We start from the raw sequence: 20949 nt of genomic DNA, 5'->3' as shown, positions 1-20949 counted from the left end.
CATAACACTCAGTATGTGGCTATTATATACCAAAATAGTTGGATAATAAACAACCGTATCACATGCAATAATTAACTTTTTTTATCAACGTATACTAACTCCAACCTAATATATCGTTAAGATTGTAAAAAGATGCAAGTTCAAATAACGTTTTCGATGATACAGCAACATTTCGTGATTGGGCAGGCAAAACTGCATAATATCAACATAGGACGTTGTGGCCTCAGCGTGTGGCGCTGATGGATGATTGGACGCGATATTGTTTTGCCGTTTAACTGCTCTGTTTGAAAACACTATCAACAAGGAGCTGCGTAAGATGGGCTATGACACCACGCAGGACATCTGCGGTCATGGTTTCCGCACACTGGCATGTAGTGCATTAATTGAGTCTGGCTTATGGTCAGAAGACGCTGTAGAACTTCAAATGAGCCACAAGGAAAGCAACAGCGTTCGTGCAGCCTATACCCATAAGGCTAAACATCTTGAGCAGCGAAGGTTAATGCTTCAATGGTGGGCTGATTTTCTTGATGAGAATCGGAATGGGATGGTCAGGCCCTTTGAGTTTGCTCAGAAACAATAATCGCTTTCCAGCAAGCAAAGTATCTCAGTAAATAAAAAAACACAGGGAGGTTTTACTCTCCCTGTAACTTGTCACTTACGCCCTTTGTTTGATTGTGCCAATACCGAAGCGGCAAGCTGCTTCGTTAATTCGCTGGAGCGTGGGTTATCAAGAGCTGAGGAAGCCTTATGTTCCATTTTGCCACTGGTCTGGTTTGACGTCCCACGTTGAGAAAGCGCGGAACCCGCAAGGCTTTTCTGGATGGCTGAGGCATTAGGATCAGTCAGCGTTTTTGCAGCAGTGGAAGCCACATTTTCAGAAGTCTGTTTTACGTTTTTACTCATTAAACGAATCCCCAAAAGTCATGAACATCACTTATGTAGTGTTTTCATCGAAAAAAATCACTACATGCAGTGATAACCATGTTCTTTATAAGCCCTAATTCGACTAAAGGCAACATCATTGCTGTATAAAATTACAGTATATTTATAATTTATTGATTTAATTTATAAAAGATCTCTCAAACAGGAAGAGATACGCTAAAAGCTCACCATCTTCCTGAAATGATTGTCTTCTGAAAAGCAGGATTAAGATAGCTATGTCGATTTTAAGTTCTATTACAATGATAACTTCCATGACAATACCTGTGCAGGAGGCTTCTTCCATAGGCTAAAGGTAGAATGTATGTGGGTAGAAGGTTTTGCCAACGGGGAAATAGTGCTATTCAGTCAGACTTGACTTTTGATAACACAAAGTTAAAAAATATCATACCTTGTTAAGTAAAAACTAAAAATCTTTGGTTATGCCTTTTGGCATATAGCAAATCATGTTTTTTGGAATATAATCAAAGGCAACATTCAAGGGAGATAAATATGCAAGTAAGTACCATATCCGAACAACTTTTTTTCACAACAATAAGAATAGATACAATATCAAGAAACGGTGACTCTGGTTCAGGCACTGGTTTTTTCTTTTGTCATAAAAAAGATAACATTGAATATCTTTCTATTGTAACAAACAAGCATGTTATCGAGAACACGGTTCAAGGAACGCTTACTTTTTTAAAGGGAAAAGATAACACCCCTGCTCTTGGTGATGGGTTTAGCTTGAATATAAAAAATCCAGAATGGGAAGAATTATGGTTTGGGCATCCAGATGAAGTAATAGATATTGCGATATGTCCATTAGTTCCACTCTTAGATTTTATAAAAAAACAACACGGCGTTGATTTATTTATACGATGTGTCGAGACATCGATGATCCCTAATGAAGAACAAATAAAGCAGATGGATGCTATTGAACCGATAACCTTCATTGGATACCCTAATGGCATTTGGGACAGCACAAATCTACTACCAGTTGCAAGACGCGGTACAACCGCAAGTCCCATCGAAGTAGATTTCGAAGGTTCTCCACGTTTTCTTATTGACGCTTCTGTATTTGGTGGTTCAAGTGGGAGCCCTGTTTTTATTCTAAATCAAGGCTCCTTCGCAACCAGAGATGGTGGCTTTGCCTTTGGCTCACGTTTCCATTTTGTTGGGGTTGTCGCCGCTGTATATTTTAGAACACATTTAAATAAAATCATATCAGTTCCAATTCCAACAACAACACAACCAATGGCAACACAACAAGAAATGATTGATTTAGGTATTGTATTTAAAGCCAGAACAGTTGTGGAGACAATTGAATTTGCTTTATCGAAGAATAACAACAGTTGACTTATTAGTAATGCAAAATATCTCAGCATCTGGAAATTGGGATAATAATTATATGTTTCAACATTTATATGTTTCTGAAAAATTAATACTTGATTTTATATGTGTTTTTTCACGATTGGAATATGCCTTAAAAGTTTCAGGATTTGCTAGAGGTGATAGTAAAAAAGTTGAGCCATGTTGGGATTGTTTTGCTAAAAAAATTAATGATAATTTTTTAAAAATCGAGAACGAAGATCTTAAAAAAGCGGTAGGCTATTTATTAGAGTCTCCTCCAAGAAAGCAAATCCTTAGCGAAGGTAAAATTATTTTTCAAGATCAACCAGTGGATAAAAAGCAACGTACTACCCAACAACTACTTTTGATGATTAGAAGGGTAAGGAATAATCTATTTCATGGTGGGAAATATTGTCCAGATGGAGAAAAAGAATCAGGTAGAAATGAAGATTTGCTGAATGCCTCTTTGATTATTTTAAAACACTGCATTCCTATTCATCAAAAAGTAAACAATAATTTTCACAATTAGCAAAGCAGCATACATTGACAAAAATATGATAATGTAGTTTAAAAGGGTCTCACGACCCTTTCACATCCTCTTCAGAGGAACTATCCATAGGATAGAATAAGTCTTCAATAGACTCATACTTAAGACAATGGGATCAACTCATTGAATTGTAAATTAATCTCCATATACAGATAATCAGATATATTATAAAGTGAATATCTTTAAAAGACACTTATTAATAATGTATTATGAATTGATAATAAATTTTTACTTAAAAATACCACACTTAAACACAAGCATAAATTAACGACACTGATATAACATATAATATTTATTTACAGTATGAGTCGTAGGGCCTGCGCCATGACCCGGGCTTCCTCCCCCTGACTCATAAGAATATGTTGTAAATGAAGGCATTAGCTCCACAGCATTTGCTCCTGAAGGGCAAGAGCATGCATTTGTATCTGGATTTTTGGTTATACAAGTCGCTGGATTATATCCATAAGAACCAGCAGCAGGATTATATTGGAACGTCACGGAATACAAACCAGCCCCTGCAGAAACATTTTTCCATTTACCACTAGCACAAGATAACACTTTCCCCGCACTGTCTCGCCCCACCAGACCATTAGGCGTACATTTCGCATTCAGCGTTGCCTGACCATTCAGATGGATATATTCACCCACTTTAACCCTACCAACTGATTCAATTATGCCATTGGATTTTATCGTTCCGGCTGTCAGATTGCCTGATGCGAAAATATTACCCGCACTGTTCATATAAGCATTAACTGTTTTCCCGGTTCCAGCCCCAACAGTTCCAGACGCATATAAATCATAAGTGCGAACACCGCCAGCCCAGCCAGAAGGCAGATCGTTTGGATTAAGTCCGTTCGTCGCAATACGGCTACCAAACTTCGCCAGACCTGTTGTTGATAGCGTATTAAGATAGGTATCGGATTTTACTTTCAGGTTGTTGTTGATATTTACAGGACCATTAAGGGTAGAGGTTCCACCGACTGTCAAATCTGATGCAACAGACGCATTACCCGTGGTTTTCAGTGCTCCGGTCGTTGTTGTTCCTGATGCTGTAATGTCCTGTATGTTTTTGATGCTCTTACCGCCAAGATTCAGATCGCCAGTCATTGGCAATGTTCCATCACGACGCAGGTAAACAGAATACATAGAAGAGTTATAGCCCACGCGGTAAGCCAGCAATCCACCATCAGTAATATTGCTGTAGTTGCCTGAATTCTCACTCCACTGACCACCATAGCCAGAAGCTATCTTGGTTGTTCTGCTCATACCACCATCAACACCCGCAGCCTGAACTGCTTTGCCTAATAGGTCATAGCGAATGCGCCCACCTTCTTTCCAAGGGCTGCTGGTTGTTATCAGACCATTAATCACATAATCAGGCGCTGTTCCCGAACGCTTCAACAAAATCTTATACGTGGATTTTTGCGCGTTGGTTCCAGTATAGCCGACAGGTAAAAGACCTTCATTAATCAACGTCTGGTAAGTGATTTCACAACCAGCAGCCGTACAGGTTCTTGGACCCGGATCACTGCTCTGATTGTGAGAAGATGACAGTGTGGAAATCTTGTCATAGCGAATACTGATATAGCGGTTAACCGCTTCACCAAGCTGTTTAATCTGTGTTCCGACATTATCAGCCAGTACCGCTTCCTGATTGTTTCTCATATCCTGAAACTTCATAAAAGCGATGAGTGTTCCAATACCTAAAACAATACTGACTTCCAGTAAGGTAAATCCTTTTTTCTTTATCATAATTATCTCCCTGTTTTAGCAATAAGAAAGAAAAGGGCCTGCGCCCTCTTCGTTAAATAGACGTGAAAACTAATGTATTACTTGTAGCGTTATTACATGCTGCGGCGGTAGCTGCTACATCGAGGGTGCCATCTGCAGCTTTTACTACTTTAGAACCCACTTTAGCAGTGTAAAAATTGCCTGCCGCCGCTGTGGTTATTTTCACACATTCTGCTGCTGGCACGTTGTCATATGTGATAGTGAAAGAAGAACCTGCCGCAGATGACGGACCTGTAGCTGCCGCAGCCAGCGTCACATTCCCTTTGAATGCGTTAATTGGTTTAGCCGCATTGCCTGTTCCACTTAACATATTATCAGGGAATATTTTTGCCTGAACAGCTACGGTATTCGTTAGTCCGGTAAAGCTTGACGCTGATGTATAAAGTGCTTTCACACCTGCCTGTATGGTGGCTATGTTATTACTTTCCGCTTGCGCTCTTTGTGAAGCCTGAACCTTTGGATACACAATAAAAGCCGCAACGACTAATGCCGCAATGATACCTAACACAAGTAATAGTTCGAGTAGTGAGAAACCTTTCTTGCTTTTTCTTTTATTATTTAACAAAACCATTATTATCTCCTTTTTTATTTTAATGATACCTCCTGTTATAACGTATCTTTCATATCTGGCAATAAGTGAAGAAAGATATATATTATTCCATCTGATAGACGGATGAATTAAAAAAAGCAAAGATCGCTCTTTGCCTTTTGGGAGATTTAAAAACAACATTTGTTATCACTACTGTCATTATTACTTCCTCATGGGATATTTATCATATCTGATAAAAAAGTAATAATGACGTTCACTACATAAAGATAAAAATTAACAGATTACTGGTCGAACAGAACGCATGATTGATTGAAAAGGAAAAAACATGTATTAATAAAGGATTATCCTGCGTTCTGTTCTTTTATATAGATAACAGATATTAATTAGATATCAACCCCTTTTATATATTTTATTTAATCTTTTTTTATTTTTGTCTGCCATCCATTTGAGCAAGAAACCATCTCCCTGCTTTTATATATTTAATTCTTTCAATATCATTCAACTCAGATGCTGAAAGCAAAATACCCATAACAAGTTCCTTATCCACCTGTTCGACACCACAATTCATAGCCTTAGCTACTTCCGCACCAAGAATAATCTTGAGCCTTGTTTCAACTTTCTTTTGCTCTGATTTCTCCATTGATTTAAGGCGGTTAAGTTCAAGTTGAGCAAATGCCACCTTTTGTTTTAATGTTTTTTCTGTTCTTGATCTTTTACTTTCATTATCCATAGTTATTACCTCTTATTGTTTATACGTATTTAATTATCACAAAGATGAATAACGTCAAATTCACATCGTTTTGTCATAGGAAATAAATCTGGGATATCTATAAATAAAATAGTGCAACTCATGTGATAGTAATCACTAACTTAAAATACCTCACACTCTCCGCGTTACTTATTTTTGTGCTTTTGTTATTTTATTTTTACCTGTTGTTTTTAAATATGTTTTCAGGTCTTGACCTGTGAATTGTGCAACACATAACACTCTCTGTTTTATCTGCTATTTCTATCAAATTTATCGGCCCCGCCTTACGGCGGGAACAATTAATACTTCTTTTGCCCTTACGGGCCTTTTCTTTACTCTATTTTCCCTTTAGATGTGAAACCTACACCTTTAATCCAGTTTGCGCCGCTTAATCCGGTGTATTGTTTTACAACTATCAGTATATTTCGTATTAATTAATAAGGGGGGAGTTTTTACATTGGCTTATTTTTTTAAAGACAATGCCCACCTATACACTGCTACGCAGTGTGTAGGGTCTACCGACGGTTGCTGCCGCAGGCTAAAAGCAAAACCAAGGTCAACGTCAACCCCAAAGTTTTTCTTACGAAAAACTAACAGCAGCATTTATATTTGAGGTTATATTTTTAATGGCGATTTTCCATCTGGATTTTAAAATTGTGAAACGAAGCGAGGGCATGACTTCCGTTGCAAAAGCTGCCTACCATGCCCGTACACGTATTACAGATGATCGCATTGGACAGGTTTTCGATTTCAGCTACAGAACAGACCTTCATGGTCATATTATATTGGCTCCTGTTTCCGCACCTTCTCATATTATTGAAAGCTCGTCAGCGCTATGGAATGAAGTTGAAAGAGTGGAACGCCAGAACAACGGACAAACAGCCCGTTATTTTGATGTCGCTATTCCCGTAGAACTCAACAATGATGACAAGAAAAAATTAGTTGCTGAATACTGCCAGAAGAACTTTGTCGATAAAGGAATGATTGCTGATATCGTTTTCCACGATTTAGACGGTAAGAATCCCCATGCTCACGTTATGTTAACCCTGAAAACTATCACCGCTGCTGGCTTTGGTAAAAAAGACAGGAGCTGGAATGATAAGAAGATGGTTGTTCAGTGGCGTGAGTCGTGGGCCACGATGTCGAACAGCTACCTTGAGGCCGCAGGCAGTGAAGAACGTATCGATCACCGCTCTCTCAGAACACAATGTGCTGATGCCCTTGCTCAGGCAGAAGAAGCATTCAGCGCTGAAGAAAAAGCATTCTGGCTTGCCAAGGCAACAGAAACCAATCGTCCTGCAATGCAGCGCGTTCATCGTGCCAAGTGGAATGACACCGAGTCACAGGAACAGCGAGCAGCTGAACAAGCCCTACGCAACCTTCAAATTGAGGAAGCGAAGAAGGTCTACACCACATTCAGTGAGCTACCACTTGAGATCGTGGTTGATGTCAGAAGCTTTACGGTTACACATCTTGCTGAACCAGAAGAGATAGTCCTTCCAGACTACCCGATAACAAAAGAACCGCAGCCTGTTATGACGACATCTGAACCATACAGAAGACCAGCCGTAAAATCTTACCGTGATCCAAACAAGATAAGTAAGGTTGGTATGGCAGAAAAAGGAACTCATGTTCTGGTTGCCCCTGAACCAAGTAAATCCACTAAACTGAAAACCTCCTCTTCTCGAAACACGAGAGCGAAGAACCGCGCTCCCATGAGCAATAGAAAACAGGTTAAGCCGCGTCAGAATGGAATGTTTAAGCGTTTCACGCTACTGGTGGTGGGCTTCTTCAAAGAGAGATTTGTATGGGCCAGAAGGAAACCCGATACCACTGATGCTGATCATGATAAGCGCATTGCTGAAAATTATGTGTTTGATGAAGTTATGGGGGTTTATGTTTCACGCTCAGAGTTTGAAAAACGCGCCAAATTTAACAATGACCAAACATCATCACGTGAAGAATGTTATGGCGACGAGTCAGATAATGATAAGACCGTTCGTTTCCCAAGTCGTCCGAAGCATGAACAGCCGGACATTGATAAGAACATGGATCTCACACCATCGATTACATCAAAACACATAAGAAAAGGTAGCTCATCGCGGATGCTCCCTTCGGGCTATACAAAATGGGATACAGATCACTAAGCATCGATTACTATTTTTAAGTATTCTTCCTTAGTGTATTTTTGTATTAAAATGACCAAAGTAATACAACCAAGAGAATGTTGAATTTTGGCGATATAAATCGGATTCTGACTAACAAGTGTGTTATTTTTCTAAATCGTCCTAAACAAGAATTTCCGGGTACTGATAAGAGCATGAACCTTATACACCATTCACACTCCCCAGCAGCGAAAAATGCTAAGCATAAATTAGGCATCTTTTCTTCAGACCACGTTCCAAGCAATCTTTTATGTTTTACTATCAACGTTGCCGTTATTTTTTAAAGAAACACAAACTATCGCCTTCAAAACTCTACCTTATTAAACTTAAGAGAGAAATCAATATCACTCAATTCACACGAATAAATATTACACCCCAAATTTTTAAACTTATACAAATCCTCACTATGGAGGTCTTTTCTATCAAACCGAGCACCTAAATATACGCCAGTTAATGTATCTGGATTTACATTAAGCATTGGATAAAAATGAATGTTATCTTTCACCAACCTATTTAATTTCATAAAAGGTATGATGAAATTTTCACCATCTTTATTTATATCAAAATATATAGTTTTCATGTCTTCCGATAGCCTAAGCGTACCGACTTCATCCTTTGACATAATTATAGCGTAGAATATATCTTGGATTTTTCTGGCCCTCAATTTTAAGTGATTATCCTCAAAATCTCGATATATAAAACTAACACACTCATTCTCTACTTCATACCCTATAACATCATCTATTCTAGATACATAATAATTAAGAAGGTTATTCACTGGTAGTATAAAATAATCAGCCTTTCGAAAGTCAGCAACATACCGAATTTCTTCTTCCACACTCCATTCATACCCTTTTTCAAAGCAAGCGAGATATATATCATCAATATTATTGTTGGAATAGGAAAATCCTCTGTTATCCTTATCAGCGTATGTGACTGGCCCACAATGATAGTGGATATGGTCATTTTTAATAAATAAATTAATTCTATTGTTTATACCTTCACCTATATCATCTGATATAGTAAACTCTAAAAACCCCCCACGGTGATTATCAGCATAATGCGACATCATCATTAAACCACCTTTTTTTGTTGTTAGAGATACAATTCCTGAATAATCACCATTATTATCTAAATCATTTCTAAGCCTTAGTGCCATACGCTCGCGTTTTTCCTCAGAAAAAATTTTTGAATATGCAGTCACTACTTCGTCTTTATATTTTTTAGTTAACTGGGCCTCAAATGGATCATTGAGAAATATTGCTGGTGTAAGTGATAGTGTTGGTTCTTTCAGAAACAAAGAAATATGTGGCGTGTATTTATAAACTTTCATATTGATGCACATTCAATTAAGTATAGTTGCGATAAAATGCAATATATTTACAATAAATGTAAATGTCAACAAAAATCACAATCGCAAAAAATAATCTGCATAAAATCTACTCATAGCAAGCATTGCAGTAAACACTACCTTATTATTAATAGAATAGATAAAACAAACTAGAAACATTACTAAAAATCGACATATTATCTAATTAAACCAAATAATAGTTATTATTAATTCCAGATAAGATAATTTTCAGTTTAAGTTATTTGATAAGGGTAATTACACTTATGTCTAAAGGTCGTATTATTAGAAATAATGATGATAACTATTTCTACAATGTATCCTATGCAAACATGCCCCAGCTCTGACTTTCTACAGAGCAACAGGGGCACTTAACAATCCAGTATCCTTTTAGTTAGCTTTCCAACCATTACTGGTTTTAAATAGATTCATTGCGCCATCAGCAGGTTCATTCATCCCTTTAACGTTGGCGAACGCCTTTTTGTCAATCCAGCTCGGAACGTCAGTAAGCTTCCATGTATAAGATACGCGAACAACCTTCTGGCCTCCGTTACCCGGTTCCGTCCATTCCTTGATCTCGTCAACAGCACGACGACCAACACAGGCACCGTCTGCTGTGCTCCAGACTTTGGCTTTTTTGCCTTCCTCTGTTATCCCTAATACGTTCGAGTCATAGCCCTGTTCAAAAACCATCAGGCCCTGCTCAATAAAACCGTCGAGGATCACTGAATTGGTCCCTGTGCCAGTCGAATCAAGCCGTGGCTTGGCAAGACGGATGGGGAAGCTGGTATTATTGTTATCCAGCGAGAAACAGTATCTGGTCTGCCCGATCTTCGCGTTGATCGCTTTCTCAAAACCGCCTTTTTCACCACATCCCGCCAGTGCCAGACCTGCGCCAGCAACGAGTAAAATCTTCTTCATCTGCGTATCCATCCTGATAATCAAAAATACTGTTATGTGTTGATGCTTTTCTGGCTAGCTGTAGTGTTTCTGCGTGTTCAGACAGATATGGCACAACAAAACCACTGTCTAACCAATTGATAGGATTCAATTCTTTTTGACGCTCGTCATATCGTTTAAAACGATCAAAAACAGCCATATGATAGTTTTTAACTATCATAATTAAATATTCGATCGTTTTTAGCAATTAATAACCGATCGATATCGCGCATTTAATCGCTAAAAACTATCAATAATCAATTATTGATCTTTTATATCGATCATATATTTACGTTCTGATAGGCTTGAGAGGCAGGGACTGACACCTCGCACCAGAGCCTTGAGAGCCAAAACTCCCTGAAGCTCAGCAAACAGGCCAAGCCCCTTTAACTCATTTACATGGAGGAAGTAAGAGTGGAAACAACAGGTATTATATTCTTGGTAGTGATTTTTATCATTATATTGACTGTTTCTGATCTACAGAAGAAAAAGCACTACAACAGCTTTACAGAAGTTCTGGATGGCGATGTTTTATCTTATGAATGTCAGCGAACCGGGATCGTCATAGACACCAAACAGCGCACCATTCGTTTTTTCGATAAAGAAAGAGACAAGACATATTCCTATGACAATATCAGAGAGATCAATTATACGCTTTCAGAGGGTGATAAGTTTTACGGCAATGGAACACTGAAAGGCATGAATAATGCAGCTATTGCTAACTGGAGAGAACAACTTGCAGCTAATAAAAGATCTGGACTAAATATTTTAACTGATGATATTAAAAACCCCATGTGGAAAATTAATGTTCCCTTAAAGAATAAAATAACTTCAAACCAAGAACTGTGCGAACGCTGGCTTCTTGTATTTAAAAAATATGTTTTTTAATCCGTTATCTTTAATTATTATATACCTATGGGGCTAAAATGAAAAAAATGCTTATTGCTGTATTGGTTATTCTTCCACTTGCCAGCTGCACCTTTCATGGCAATAAATCTCTCACAGATGAAAATCATCAGACGGTAAAGCTAAAAATCGTCAAAGGAAAAACCACCCAACAAGAGATCCTCATCGCGTTCGGAGAACCACAGACACGCGCCACGAACGATGGACAAGAGATGTGGAGCTACTCCAGTATGACGGGAGAAAGCCAGTTATCTAACTATGTTCCCGGCCTTGCTTTACTGACCAATAGTAGCATGGCACACATTAAATCGCTGGATATCTGGTTTAAGGGAGATGTTGTGGATCGTTATAATTTTAGTCAGACAGCCAGTAAGACTTCGCGCGGTCTGCTGGATTAATTAGCATATGGGTAAGTTCATATAACCGCATCCCTCTCCCTACAGATACCATTCAACACAACAAAATATTTTTATGAGCTTCAGCATTTGTTGAAGCTCTATACTCCTGTTATATTAAGAATCTGATTTACCCCATAACGCTCGCATTCCAGCAAAAAGAGTTGTCAAAAACCCTCCAAACATAAACAGTAAACCAGTAATGTCTAACCAGAAAAATGAAGTTTGGGCTATATGCCATGGAGTTATTTTATTATTTTCTTTTAACCATTTATTGAGACTAATTTTACATTGAGATTCAGAGTCATATCCCTTACCAGAATCTCCCTGCATATCATATTCATTACAAGAGCTATTTACTCCATTTATTTTCCATTGTGTCGCTACTGAAAATTCATTTCCATTCAAACATGGTAGTTTCGAGTTTTCGTTTTGAATTTCACATTCTTCGAACTCTTTATCATTTTTCTCTTTTATTTCTAAAGCATGTTTCTTTTCGTATTCTTTTCGAGTGGTAGATAGAACATCCGAAGTTGATGAAAAGTTATACTCATTGCTGTTAAGAACGGAAAGTGTCATTGCCACTTCTTTGTCAGATGCCCAACTATGGGCAAAAAACATTATTGATGTAAAAACTGCTGAAACAATAACGATAACAGCCCCGCGACGGGCAAGGATTGAATTCTTCAATGTAAAAATCTTCTTTAAAAAAATCGTCCTAAATTTTAACATTTCCCACTACTTGATTATTGATTATTCGTGTCTATGTCTGGTTAGTGTGTTAATCAAAAATATTGTTATAAAGTATTATAATTAGTAACATACTTTAATGAAGCTTGCTGATGCATGACCTTTTACTGATTCATGTTCGTTGATATAGTATTTAAATATGCTTATAGCTTTTGGAAATTATCTGTTAAGTAAACCATTAATTTCCTGTGATACTTTTCCGTTTCTAACTACCACGATATATCTAAGAGTTAGATCCTGTCTTATCATCGGATTTAATGGTTCTATGCCTATGCTAATCCTCGTATTTTTATACTTAGCAACCGGATATCCAAGTGAATCATGGATTACAATATTACCGCTATCTGCAAGACTTGATAACAATCTGTCGCTGTATATCGCTTCTATTAAGTCCTGTAAAACAGGGATATAGTGTTTATCCATGTTTCTTGTTAAAACTGTAGGTCTGTAGATTTTTGTTTTTATTTTTCGCATGATATTTTCCCTCTTATTTTTTCATTTAATATCATGCAACCAATCGTAATATCAAAAATATTTATGATGTTTTGATAAAAGTTTTACAACATTTGCGATTTTATAGTTTCTTCACTCATCTGTGCGAGTTCTGAAACCAAGCGGATATAAATATTTTTCAACCTGTCTTTATCGCAACGACTTACAGACTCGGATAACAGATAATGGCTATAATTATTGAAACAAATGCTATTTCCGTTTTCAAGGGTTAATTTCAATCCGTGTTCTGTATTTTCTACTTTGTTTACAATACAGATCATAAATGGTGTTTTGTCATGGGGATGGAAGAGTGTGATCATTTTGATATTGTTCATTGTATTTTCCTTTTTTATTTTATTACTGTTTAATACTCTATCGTAAGTGTAAAAATCAAATATATTTTTATTTTATTCATATTTCAAGTTTTTATATTTAAACTTCTTTTTGAAAAAATCTTTATCTCTGAGTTTGCGCACGGCTACGCCCTGACACTGGCATTTGTATTTGATTTTATTACTATGAGATAATAAATAAATGCATTCGATCAAAGCCAGATCCATTTTCCTTTAAAATTTTAATTCGGTTCCTATGTTTAAACATGTATTGTCCCTCTGACATATAGCATTTGCTCTTAAACGCATAGGAAAACTATATCTTTAGTAGCAGCACTTCGTGATTGTTGCCAACAATCACTCTGCTGGACAGGGCTTGTCCCTGTTAATGATGTATTTTTCCATTAATAATTTTTTCCATATAAATTACTTCCTGTAATCAGTTATAAGAGCTTTAAGCGTGAAGATGGTTATATGTGTTATCTTCCTGCTTCCAACGTCTTAGCAAGCTTCCTGTGCGTTTTATTAACAGTTTACAGAACACTCTTACTTATATTTATTGATATTTATTTTTACCTGATACATTCAATTATTATTTTTTGAAAATACATCCCTTGTGCTGCCGCACGGCTACGCCCCAGATACTGATTTGAAACTATTTTTCTTGATCACTTATAAGTCATTAATATTTTATCAATGGAGAACAAAGCGGCCAGTATAAAGATCATTCCCTCCACCAAGTTAGAATTCAGATCCTATGCGAATATAACATCCTCTCTCTGACATATAGCATTTGCTCTTAAACGCATAGGAAAACTATATCCTTAGTAGCAGCACTTCGTGATTGTTGGCAACAATCACTTTGCTGGACAGGGCTTGCCCCTGTTAATGATGGATTTATCCAAAAAGATCGCGTCGAAGACGCATATAAAGTAAAAGGAATATTAATTAAGCTCTCACAATAAAAAGCAGCGGTTCGTGATTGTTCAACACAATCACTTCGCTGATAGCAGTTATTAAGGAATACAACATCCCTTGTAAAACCACTAAAACATAACACAAAAGTAAAACTGGACTCTCTTAACTTCTTACTAATTATTTAATTATAAGCATAGTCCCGGACCAGTGAAATCGCGGCTTCACAACTTTTTTTCCTATGTTCGAACATAGCAAACTCCTATGTTCAAACATAGATCCGTCCTATGTTCGAACATAGCAAGATCTATGTTCGGACATAGTTTTTTTAACATATAACATTGTCATAAGAATATACTTTCTATTTTATTTATAGTTCTACTATTGACTTTCATTTTTTTGCATAGTATTAAAATACATATAACAAAATAATAAGAGAGAATAATATGAATACAAACGATGCTGATCTATTACACTTATTTGAATCATTAACCACCGAGCAAAAGATTGATATCGCAAAGCGCTTGCTACAAAACAAAGAAATAAAATCAACGACAGTTATTTCTTCTGAGGAAGATAAATCTATTTCGTTTTCACAACCTTATGTATTTGCTTTTACTTCTAACTTTCGTGTTTTTTCTGACCTTGATATTTCTAAGAATGAATTCCGCGTATTAACGTACATCTTGGAATATATGGAGTTTGGGAACCTGATTAATCTTTCACAATCATCACTGTGCAAAGCACTGAATATCGCTTCCGGTAATATGTCTAACATTTTCAAAAAACTCAGGCAGAAAGGAATACTCGTCGAGCACCATGGACATCTCTATATCAACTCTAACATTTTCGCAAAAGGGATGAGCCATCAACTGGATCAGAAACGTAAAGAACAACTGAGCAACGCTCGCAATCTTTGCGCAGAAATAGAACAGTATCCAGAAAGTTATTCAGCTATGTCAAAAAGTGAAAGAAGAACCCTTTCCTTAGAAACTGAAACCAAAGAAATCTATACTGACGCATTTGTTTTCAGTAAAAAGAAAAAGAATAACGCTGTTCCTAATACCAACAATAGCATACATATTGATAAACCACGAAAAGTATATAAAAGAACAAAGGAAAATGAGGAAGCAAGAAGAAACTCTGTTGGCGCAGACTCTCATATGCAGAAAGTATCCTGATAAAATAACAACAACAAGGAAATAACAATGAAAAAACTACCCGGTTCGCTTGAGATTAAGCTCCACGAAAAACTATCCAAGAGTGATATACTAAATATATTAGCTGAGCAGATGACCATGCTTGAGGAAACATTTGGCATTCAGGAGTTTAAGATGTTCTCTTACCTTGAATGCTACATTGGAGATAGGAAACAAGCATTATATTATAGAAGTCGCAACAGTGCCGTAGCCACATTCAAATTAAAGGGCCTTGAATCCCCTGTGAACACGGCTAAACTCATATCAAAAGAAAACGGACAACGTATTGTTTCCTTTGATAAAGAACTGGATATAGACAGAATATCTGCTACAGTCCGAAATATACAAAACAATAATCCTTATCAGGGGTGGTCTGAAGGTATCAGTGTTGTTCCAGCTTCAATCATCAGTAAAATGATCCAAGAGGATATAATACGAGCGCAGGAAGAACAAGGCAGACTTTACCGTATTGAAGAACAGCGCAAGAAAGCGGAACAAATACGCAAAGCAAAAGAAAAAGAGGAATATGAACGACCTTTAAAGGCTTTTATTTCTTCAAAAATAAAAGAAAGTGGTTTATCTGAGAAGGATTTCAAAAAGCAGGTTTGTTCAAGCTGCGACTATCTGAAAGATCGCTCCACAAAATCAAGATACTTTACTGAACGACCAGACTTGTTAGAAAAATACTATAATGAAAGATTAATTCGTTTCTCGATAAAAGGCACTGATGGGAAAGTAGGAAAAGTAGAAATTTATACGGACACAGGTGAGATTATTTTTGAACAGTATAAAGCCAAATAATATTTTTATGCCTATGTCAATTTGACACTTACACCATATCTCGTAATATAAATACATCCACTATTTTATTTACGAGGTCTTATATGAGAAAAGTAAAAACAGACAACAGTGATTTAATCGAATACGTAAATACAGTCAAAGAACTAAAAAATCATATTTCGATAGAAGAATACAGAAAAGAATATCGTAGGCTACGCTCTGATGATGTTCCATTGGTTAAGGCTCAAAAATTTAAGTCGGCACATACTGAACTTCGTAGGCTGGAAAAAAAGAGAGAATCTCTTATTGAATACTTTATTGACGAGTTAAATCCCATCAGCAGTTCAAAAGCTAACACATCAGCAAAATCATCAGGTAATCTTGATTTATTTAACGAACGTGTATTATACCGTAAGGCCATTTCAGAAAAAAGTGATGAAGAAATAGTAGCCTTGGTCATAAAACAGCGTACAGAAGCCGCTGTTGAGTTCCAGCACTCAATTGAACAAAGTCTTGAGCAACTCTCTCATATCTCGTCAGAGTTCGAGCCATCAAGCCAAAAGCGCAGGAAAATGTCTCTTTGAAGAACTGTCCTATGTTATCCGTGTCAAATGAGATTTATTGCATTGCTTAACCGATAATATTTACTATATTATTTACGGGTTGTTTTTTGACTTTTCAACAGCATTATATACATTAACCTTATTAATCGCCCATTTTAAAACACCGGACAACATACTATGAGTGAAGCTCTCAAGGCACTGAACAATATTCGTACACTTCGCGCACATGCTCGTGAAACAGATCTGGCAACTCTGGAAGAGATGCTGGAAAAACTCACTGCTGTCGTTGAAGATCGTCGTGAGGAAGAAAGTTCCGTCCGTAAAGAACAAGAAGAACGTCAGGCTAAGCTGCAAGCCTTCCGTCAGAAACTGTTAGAAGATGGTATTGATCCATCAGAACTCCTTGCTGTTGTTAGCTCATCCCAGCCTAAAACCAAATCAACCCGCGCTCCACGCCCTGCCAAATACAAATATACAGATGAAAACGGCAACGAGCAGACTTGGACAGGTCAAGGCCGTACTCCTAAAGCGATCGCTGCTGCTATCGAAGCTGGTAAGACACTGGAAGACTTCGCGATCTAACTTGTATTAACTCTGATTTTCTCTGGTAGAGCCTGCTACCTGTTCAGGTTCTGCCAGATTATCCATGTCGTATTCATCCCTGAAAATCTTCCGGTGAAACCCGATCACACACCATTTTCTCAAGCAACTGTTGTAATCTCATGGTCCTCAATTTCTGTGCTTTTTTCTCACCTATTTCCTGATAGTATTCTTCCCGGCGCTCCGCAACGACTTGTCGGAACTTCTTCAAAAGCTGTTCAAGTGTTTTAATGTCAGTAGTTGCGGCTTCCGCTTGGATTTTTTTATACATATACATCACATGAAATTCATCGATCATTTTTTTGCTCCTTGAATAGACAAATAATATTTGTATCAGCCCCATGAAGGGGCTGATAGACGTCAGAACACATCAACATATTGATTCCGCCAGAACGGTGTAGTGCATTTTGGCTAATGCCTGCTTAACCTCTTTAAAGTCAACTTCAGATAGTTTTTCAGCAGCGTTCTTTTTCCATGTTTTTTTCAGAAGATGTTTCTCAGCATTTCTCATCGCCAGATCGATTAGCTTACAAACAAACTCATGATCCATTACATGCGTTATAATCATATTACTGGTTGTTTTATCCTTTGAGTTAAAAAGCTCCGCATAGATATGCAAGGATACAACATAAAAGATTTCAGTGTTTTTATTTTTAAATGTATTCATTTTTATTTCCTCTTTAGTTTAATATTGGAACAGCAAAATATTTGTGTAAGTATTAGCGGTATACACATTTATAGACAATCCAAAGCTGACGAAGGTGTTGTTTTACCTTACTGTGGCTTACTTCTCCATAAATCCGATTCCTTTTGCCTTCTTCGGTGTCATCATAAAAATGATATCTCGTTTTTTTAATGATACTTTCCATAATGTCATTCATATTATATTTATTGTTGATAAAATAATAAAAATCATCTGGTGCATTCCTCTGCAATCCGTCCATATAGTTCCTGAAATAACACTCGGCTTGTTCAATAAACTGTTTTGTCGTAATAAGTTCTATCTTCATATTCTTCTCCATTATTGTTTAGGGTAATAAGATGCCCTGTGCGAATAGTTATCTGTTCGACACGAGATCTTGTATCTGTTTTTATGCAGCGTTCTGGCGTGAGTTCCGAATAGTAGCTTCAATCCATTCATCTATCTCACTTTCGACAAAAGCGACGCACCGTGGACCTATTTTTACCCTGTCTGGAAAGTTGCCTTCCTTAATACGCTCATATAAGGTAGTGCGACTGAATCCCACTCGATTTAAAACATCAGGAACACGAATAAATCGTTTCGCGACATATTCATTTTTCATAGCATCTATCTGATTACTGTTTTTCATTGTCTGTCCTCTATTATTTTACGTAATCTCTATGAGATTTCATTTTTCTCTATGTTATTGCGACGAGAACAATAATAGCGAATTCGCTTATGACGTTTTAGGGGCGTTCATAAAAGAGTTTTTTGAAAAATATGAAGGGAGATGAACAGAAAGAGGTTCGTTAAGGCTGGATGCGATCATGTTCGCTCACGGCGAACGTAACCCTTTTTACTTGGCGGCTTTTTTCTTCTTCTTATCATCCTCAACATGCTTATCAACCGGTAAGTCTTTTAAGTGATTGTTTTGCATGATGTAATCTTCAAGCGATTTTAGATAGTTTTCATCAGTCAGAAAAGCCATTGCCAGCGGGTAGTCCGTTGCCTTTAGCATTCCTTCATCACGATCGTTGTCGCTGTCTTCGTGAAGCAGCGAAGAAATCAGCGAAAGCGGGATTTTGACGCCATTGTCCTCACCCCAGAAAATCAGGTCCATCATTGGAATAAGACGGTATTCAATAATTTTTCTGAACGTGCTTTTGCCAAAACGATACTCCCGTTCCGCAGGAGCTTTCATCTTTAGCTGTCTCTTCCATTGCGGGATCAGCACTTTCAGATGTTCAATGATTTCTTCGGTTGATGCCTCTTCCAGATGAATATCGACAGTGATACGTGAAAGGTTTTTCAGCGATGTTTGTTTTAGATACTCGGACAGAAATTCGGATTCGCTTAACGCGGAAATCTCAGGAGTGGCTTCAGTTAATGTCAGCGTTTTCGCATAAAATTGCGCATGGCTTCGTGTCGTAGGGTTTACCGCGTAGGTTCTGGCAAGCTCATGTCCAAGGGTAGCGGCATCACCACTGAAAAAGATTTCGCCTCGCAAAATTTTATAGCGGTAGTCATCCAGCAAAAGTCTGTTCAGGGTCGGTATGGTATTCCGGCTCAACAACATCCTGTAGGCCAAGATACGCCGCTCAATCTCCACATAAAACTGTTGAAGGCTTAGCTTCTCTATCGCCTCATAGCGCTCAACATCAAACCATGCTTCCAGTGCTTTCCTGATTTCACTTCTTTTCATCCATCCTCCAGCAATCCATTTCCTTCGATATATCTTCACAGGATCCGTGTGAAACGCATGCAGTTCAACTGTTTTGTTATCGGAGATGCGAGACTGGCTAAGTTGTTGTTAAGAATGTGAGCTTGTGAACTAAAGAAGATAAAAGTGGATGCCCAACACGAAGCAACATGGTAAAAATGGCAGCGTAGAGGCGAGAAAACAGAGCGATAGAAAGAAGTTTTAATGCAGGGATTTATGCATGACAAAATCAAAAATGCTTCGTAAGTTATTGATTTTGTTGAATGATTGGCGGAGAGAGGGGGATTTGAACCCCCGGTAGAGTTGCCCCTACTCCGGTTTTCGAGACCGGTCCGTTCAGCCGCTCCGGCATCTCTCCGTATATTGCAATGATGCCAGGTAATTTGGCATTTTAACAGACCCTATTCGGGTAATTTTGTTCAAGTGACGAGTTTACGAGCAAAACGATGATTAAGTGGCCCTGGAAAGCACAAGAAATAACCCAGAACGAAGACTGGCCGTGGGATGATGCGCTAGCTATACCTCTTCTGGTAAACCTCACCGCGCAAGAACAGGCTCGGCTTATTGCGCTAGCCGAACGTTTTTTGCAGCAGAAAAGACTGGTAGCGCTACAGGGATTTGAGCTCGACTCGTTAAAAAGTGCACGTATTGCGTTAATTTTTTGCTTACCGATCCTGGAGCTCGGTATTGAGTGGCTTGATGGTTTTCATGAAGTGCTCATTTATCCCGCGCCCTTTGTGGTAGATGATGAATGGGAAGATGACATAGGTCTGGTGCACAGCCAGCGTGTCGTACAGTCGGGGCAAAGCTGGCAACAAGGGCCCATCATTCTGAACTGGCTGGATATCCAGGACTCGTTCGATGCTTCGGGTTTCAACCTCATTATTCATGAAGTCGCGCACAAACTGGATATGCGTAATGGCGATCGCGCCAGCGGCATCCCTTTCATCCCGTTGCGCGATGTGGCTGGCTGGGAACACGATCTCCACGCGGCAATGAATAATATTCAGGATGAAATCGATCTTGTTGGCGAAAGCGCGGCCAGTATAGATGCCTATGCCGCCACCGACCCTGCAGAATGTTTTGCCGTGTTGTCAGAGTATTTTTTCAGCGCGCCAGAACTGTTTGCTCCACGTTTCCCGGCGCTATGGCAGCGTTTTTGCCAGTTCTATCGCCAGGATCCTTCTCAGCGCTTACGGGTAAGCGCTGACGAAGGCGACTACGGCGAGGAATCCGAACATTAATTCCTCACTTTG

Annotated in this window: 24 protein-coding genes, 1 tRNA gene and 2 pseudogenes; 11 read left to right on the top strand and 16 right to left on the bottom strand. The window is 38.1% G+C overall.

The window, feature by feature from the left end:
- Positions 1-286: 286 nt before the first annotated feature.
- A pseudogene (locus HU143_RS09345) lies at positions 287-580 on the top strand (tyrosine-type recombinase/integrase); the annotation flags it as partial.
- Positions 581-651: 71 nt separating this feature from the next.
- On the opposite strand, the gene HU143_RS09340 reads toward HU143_RS09345, so the two are convergent.
- Positions 652-903 (bottom strand): hypothetical protein, encoded by a 252-nt coding sequence (locus HU143_RS09340; protein WP_000042271.1) that lies wholly within the window; start codon positions 901-903, stop codon positions 652-654.
- A 528-nt stretch (positions 904-1431) separates the two neighbouring features.
- On the opposite strand from HU143_RS09340, the gene HU143_RS09335 reads away from it, so the two are divergent.
- A complete protein-coding gene (locus tag HU143_RS09335; protein ID WP_023226636.1) occupies positions 1432-2277 on the top strand; it encodes a trypsin-like peptidase domain-containing protein in 846 nt (281 codons plus the stop codon).
- 10 nt (positions 2278-2287) lie between these two features.
- Positions 2288-2800 carry a hypothetical protein gene (locus HU143_RS09330; protein WP_131186980.1) on the top strand — a complete coding sequence of 171 codons (513 nt, stop codon included), beginning with the start codon at positions 2288-2290 and terminating at the stop codon, positions 2798-2800.
- A gap of 282 nt (positions 2801-3082) precedes the next feature.
- Here the strand turns inward: HU143_RS09330 and pilV are convergent, their stop codons facing one another.
- The 3 genes from pilV to HU143_RS09315 form a co-directional block, all read right to left on the bottom strand.
- A complete protein-coding gene (pilV, locus tag HU143_RS09325; protein WP_023226638.1) occupies positions 3083-4570 on the bottom strand; it encodes a shufflon system plasmid conjugative transfer pilus tip adhesin PilV in 1488 nt (495 codons plus the stop codon).
- 52 nt (positions 4571-4622) lie between these two features.
- A complete protein-coding gene (gene bfpA, locus HU143_RS09320; protein ID WP_023214922.1) occupies positions 4623-5180 on the bottom strand; it encodes a type IV pilus major subunit protein BfpA in 558 nt (185 codons plus the stop codon).
- Between the two features lie 403 nt (positions 5181-5583).
- Entirely contained in the window at positions 5584-5889 is a 306-nt protein-coding gene (locus HU143_RS09315; protein WP_023214923.1) for a conjugal transfer protein TraD, read from the bottom strand.
- A gap of 644 nt (positions 5890-6533) precedes the next feature.
- Between HU143_RS09315 and mobQ the strand changes: the two genes are divergently transcribed.
- Positions 6534-8054, top strand: coding sequence for a MobQ family relaxase (gene mobQ / locus HU143_RS09310; RefSeq protein WP_023226639.1), 1521 nt, complete (start codon positions 6534-6536; stop codon positions 8052-8054).
- A gap of 322 nt (positions 8055-8376) precedes the next feature.
- Here the strand turns inward: mobQ and HU143_RS09305 are convergent, their stop codons facing one another.
- The 3 genes from HU143_RS09305 to HU143_RS09295 all read right to left on the bottom strand — a co-directional run bounded on the left by HU143_RS09305 (position 8377) and on the right by HU143_RS09295 (position 10540).
- A complete protein-coding gene (locus tag HU143_RS09305) occupies positions 8377-9405 on the bottom strand; it encodes a DUF2971 domain-containing protein (RefSeq protein ID WP_023226640.1) in 1029 nt (342 codons plus the stop codon).
- A 405-nt stretch (positions 9406-9810) separates the two neighbouring features.
- A complete protein-coding gene (locus HU143_RS09300) occupies positions 9811-10341 on the bottom strand; it encodes a membrane lipoprotein lipid attachment site-containing protein (protein WP_023226641.1) in 531 nt (176 codons plus the stop codon).
- Positions 10286-10540, bottom strand: coding sequence for a hypothetical protein (locus tag HU143_RS09295; protein WP_024148149.1), 255 nt, complete (start codon positions 10538-10540; stop codon positions 10286-10288). The genes HU143_RS09300 and HU143_RS09295 overlap by 56 nt, the downstream gene beginning before the upstream one ends.
- 233 nt (positions 10541-10773) lie before the next feature.
- On the opposite strand from HU143_RS09295, the gene HU143_RS09290 reads away from it, so the two are divergent.
- A complete protein-coding gene (locus HU143_RS09290) occupies positions 10774-11247 on the top strand; it encodes a DUF4755 domain-containing protein (protein WP_023226642.1) in 474 nt (157 codons plus the stop codon).
- Between the two features lie 38 nt (positions 11248-11285).
- Positions 11286-11663: a hypothetical protein gene (locus HU143_RS09285; RefSeq protein WP_023226643.1), complete on the top strand. Its 378-nt coding sequence runs from the start codon at positions 11286-11288 to the stop codon at positions 11661-11663.
- A gap of 114 nt (positions 11664-11777) precedes the next feature.
- Here HU143_RS09285 and HU143_RS09280 read toward each other — a convergent pair whose 3' ends face one another.
- From HU143_RS09280 to HU143_RS09270, 3 genes and pseudogenes are all read right to left on the bottom strand, one after another.
- Positions 11778-12392, bottom strand: coding sequence for a hypothetical protein (locus HU143_RS09280; RefSeq protein ID WP_023226644.1), 615 nt, complete (start codon positions 12390-12392; stop codon positions 11778-11780).
- 180 nt (positions 12393-12572) lie between these two features.
- A pseudogene (locus tag HU143_RS09275) lies at positions 12573-12884 on the bottom strand (hypothetical protein); the annotation flags it as partial.
- An 83-nt stretch (positions 12885-12967) separates the two neighbouring features.
- Positions 12968-13237 carry a hypothetical protein gene (locus HU143_RS09270; RefSeq protein ID WP_023226645.1) on the bottom strand — a complete coding sequence of 90 codons (270 nt, stop codon included), beginning with the start codon at positions 13235-13237 and terminating at the stop codon, positions 12968-12970.
- Positions 13238-14595: 1358 nt separating this feature from the next.
- Here HU143_RS09270 and HU143_RS09265 point away from each other — a divergent pair.
- The 4 genes from HU143_RS09265 to HU143_RS09250 all read left to right on the top strand — a co-directional run bounded on the left by HU143_RS09265 (position 14596) and on the right by HU143_RS09250 (position 17273).
- Positions 14596-15330: a replication/maintenance protein RepL gene (locus HU143_RS09265; RefSeq protein ID WP_023226647.1), complete on the top strand. Its 735-nt coding sequence runs from the start codon at positions 14596-14598 to the stop codon at positions 15328-15330.
- A gap of 27 nt (positions 15331-15357) precedes the next feature.
- Entirely contained in the window at positions 15358-16149 is a 792-nt protein-coding gene (locus HU143_RS09260) for a hypothetical protein (RefSeq protein WP_023226648.1), read from the top strand.
- 83 nt (positions 16150-16232) lie between these two features.
- Complete coding sequence (locus tag HU143_RS09255) at positions 16233-16712, top strand: DUF4756 family protein (protein ID WP_023226649.1); 480 nt, start codon at positions 16233-16235, stop codon at positions 16710-16712.
- 156 nt (positions 16713-16868) lie between these two features.
- Positions 16869-17273 (top strand): H-NS family nucleoid-associated regulatory protein, encoded by a 405-nt coding sequence (locus HU143_RS09250; protein WP_023226650.1) that lies wholly within the window; start codon positions 16869-16871, stop codon positions 17271-17273.
- Between the two features lie 73 nt (positions 17274-17346).
- Here HU143_RS09250 and HU143_RS09245 read toward each other — a convergent pair whose 3' ends face one another.
- The 6 genes from HU143_RS09245 to HU143_RS09220 form a co-directional block, all read right to left on the bottom strand.
- Positions 17347-17589 carry a hypothetical protein gene (locus HU143_RS09245; RefSeq protein ID WP_023226651.1) on the bottom strand — a complete coding sequence of 81 codons (243 nt, stop codon included), beginning with the start codon at positions 17587-17589 and terminating at the stop codon, positions 17347-17349.
- Between the two features lie 72 nt (positions 17590-17661).
- Positions 17662-17958, bottom strand: coding sequence for a hypothetical protein (locus HU143_RS09240; protein ID WP_023226652.1), 297 nt, complete (start codon positions 17956-17958; stop codon positions 17662-17664).
- A 52-nt stretch (positions 17959-18010) separates the two neighbouring features.
- Complete coding sequence (locus HU143_RS09235) at positions 18011-18301, bottom strand: hypothetical protein (RefSeq protein WP_023226653.1); 291 nt, start codon at positions 18299-18301, stop codon at positions 18011-18013.
- Between the two features lie 81 nt (positions 18302-18382).
- The gene (locus HU143_RS09230) at positions 18383-18622 is read right to left on the bottom strand and encodes a helix-turn-helix transcriptional regulator (protein ID WP_023137511.1); all 240 of its coding nucleotides are present in this window, start codon (positions 18620-18622) and stop codon (positions 18383-18385) included.
- Positions 18623-18829: 207 nt separating this feature from the next.
- Complete coding sequence (locus HU143_RS09225) at positions 18830-19675, bottom strand: DUF6387 family protein (protein ID WP_023226654.1); 846 nt, start codon at positions 19673-19675, stop codon at positions 18830-18832.
- A 286-nt stretch (positions 19676-19961) separates the two neighbouring features.
- Positions 19962-20051: transfer RNA gene (locus tag HU143_RS09220), tRNA-Ser, on the bottom strand.
- An 88-nt stretch (positions 20052-20139) separates the two neighbouring features.
- Between HU143_RS09220 and mtfA the strand changes: the two genes are divergently transcribed.
- Positions 20140-20937: a DgsA anti-repressor MtfA gene (gene mtfA, locus HU143_RS09215; RefSeq protein WP_000598921.1), complete on the top strand. Its 798-nt coding sequence runs from the start codon at positions 20140-20142 to the stop codon at positions 20935-20937.
- Positions 20938-20949 lie beyond the last annotated feature (12 nt).

This window comes from Salmonella sp. SJTUF14076, from assembly GCF_015534835.1.
GTDB classification, from domain to species: Bacteria; Pseudomonadota; Gammaproteobacteria; order Enterobacterales; family Enterobacteriaceae; genus Salmonella; species Salmonella enterica.
The sequence above is the reverse complement of the archived record's forward strand: the minus strand, read 5'-3'. Positions and strand labels throughout refer to the sequence as shown.

Coding starts and splice junctions, on each gene's coding strand:
- HU143_RS09340 (WP_000042271.1), bottom strand. CDS start 903: ATGAGTAAAAACGTAAAACAGACTTCTGAAAATGTGGCTTCCACTGCT.
- HU143_RS09335 (WP_023226636.1), top strand. CDS start 1,432: ATGCAAGTAAGTACCATATCCGAACAACTTTTTTTCACAACAATAAGA.
- HU143_RS09330 (WP_131186980.1), top strand. CDS start 2,288: ATGCAAAATATCTCAGCATCTGGAAATTGGGATAATAATTATATGTTT.
- pilV (WP_023226638.1), bottom strand. CDS start 4,570: ATGATAAAGAAAAAAGGATTTACCTTACTGGAAGTCAGTATTGTTTTA.
- bfpA (WP_023214922.1), bottom strand. CDS start 5,180: ATGGTTTTGTTAAATAATAAAAGAAAAAGCAAGAAAGGTTTCTCACTA.
- HU143_RS09315 (WP_023214923.1), bottom strand. CDS start 5,889: ATGGATAATGAAAGTAAAAGATCAAGAACAGAAAAAACATTAAAACAA.
- mobQ (WP_023226639.1), top strand. CDS start 6,534: ATGGCGATTTTCCATCTGGATTTTAAAATTGTGAAACGAAGCGAGGGC.
- HU143_RS09305 (WP_023226640.1), bottom strand. CDS start 9,405: ATGAAAGTTTATAAATACACGCCACATATTTCTTTGTTTCTGAAAGAA.
- HU143_RS09300 (WP_023226641.1), bottom strand. CDS start 10,341: ATGAAGAAGATTTTACTCGTTGCTGGCGCAGGTCTGGCACTGGCGGGA.
- HU143_RS09295 (WP_024148149.1), bottom strand. CDS start 10,540: ATGATAGTTAAAAACTATCATATGGCTGTTTTTGATCGTTTTAAACGA.
- HU143_RS09285 (WP_023226643.1), top strand. CDS start 11,286: ATGAAAAAAATGCTTATTGCTGTATTGGTTATTCTTCCACTTGCCAGC.
- HU143_RS09280 (WP_023226644.1), bottom strand. CDS start 12,392: ATGTTAAAATTTAGGACGATTTTTTTAAAGAAGATTTTTACATTGAAG.
- HU143_RS09270 (WP_023226645.1), bottom strand. CDS start 13,237: ATGAACAATATCAAAATGATCACACTCTTCCATCCCCATGACAAAACA.
- HU143_RS09265 (WP_023226647.1), top strand. CDS start 14,596: ATGAATACAAACGATGCTGATCTATTACACTTATTTGAATCATTAACC.
- HU143_RS09260 (WP_023226648.1), top strand. CDS start 15,358: ATGAAAAAACTACCCGGTTCGCTTGAGATTAAGCTCCACGAAAAACTA.
- HU143_RS09255 (WP_023226649.1), top strand. CDS start 16,233: ATGAGAAAAGTAAAAACAGACAACAGTGATTTAATCGAATACGTAAAT.
- HU143_RS09250 (WP_023226650.1), top strand. CDS start 16,869: ATGAGTGAAGCTCTCAAGGCACTGAACAATATTCGTACACTTCGCGCA.
- HU143_RS09245 (WP_023226651.1), bottom strand. CDS start 17,589: ATGATCGATGAATTTCATGTGATGTATATGTATAAAAAAATCCAAGCG.
- HU143_RS09240 (WP_023226652.1), bottom strand. CDS start 17,958: ATGAATACATTTAAAAATAAAAACACTGAAATCTTTTATGTTGTATCC.
- HU143_RS09235 (WP_023226653.1), bottom strand. CDS start 18,301: ATGAAGATAGAACTTATTACGACAAAACAGTTTATTGAACAAGCCGAG.
- HU143_RS09230 (WP_023137511.1), bottom strand. CDS start 18,622: ATGAAAAACAGTAATCAGATAGATGCTATGAAAAATGAATATGTCGCG.
- HU143_RS09225 (WP_023226654.1), bottom strand. CDS start 19,675: ATGAAAAGAAGTGAAATCAGGAAAGCACTGGAAGCATGGTTTGATGTT.
- mtfA (WP_000598921.1), top strand. CDS start 20,140: ATGATTAAGTGGCCCTGGAAAGCACAAGAAATAACCCAGAACGAAGAC.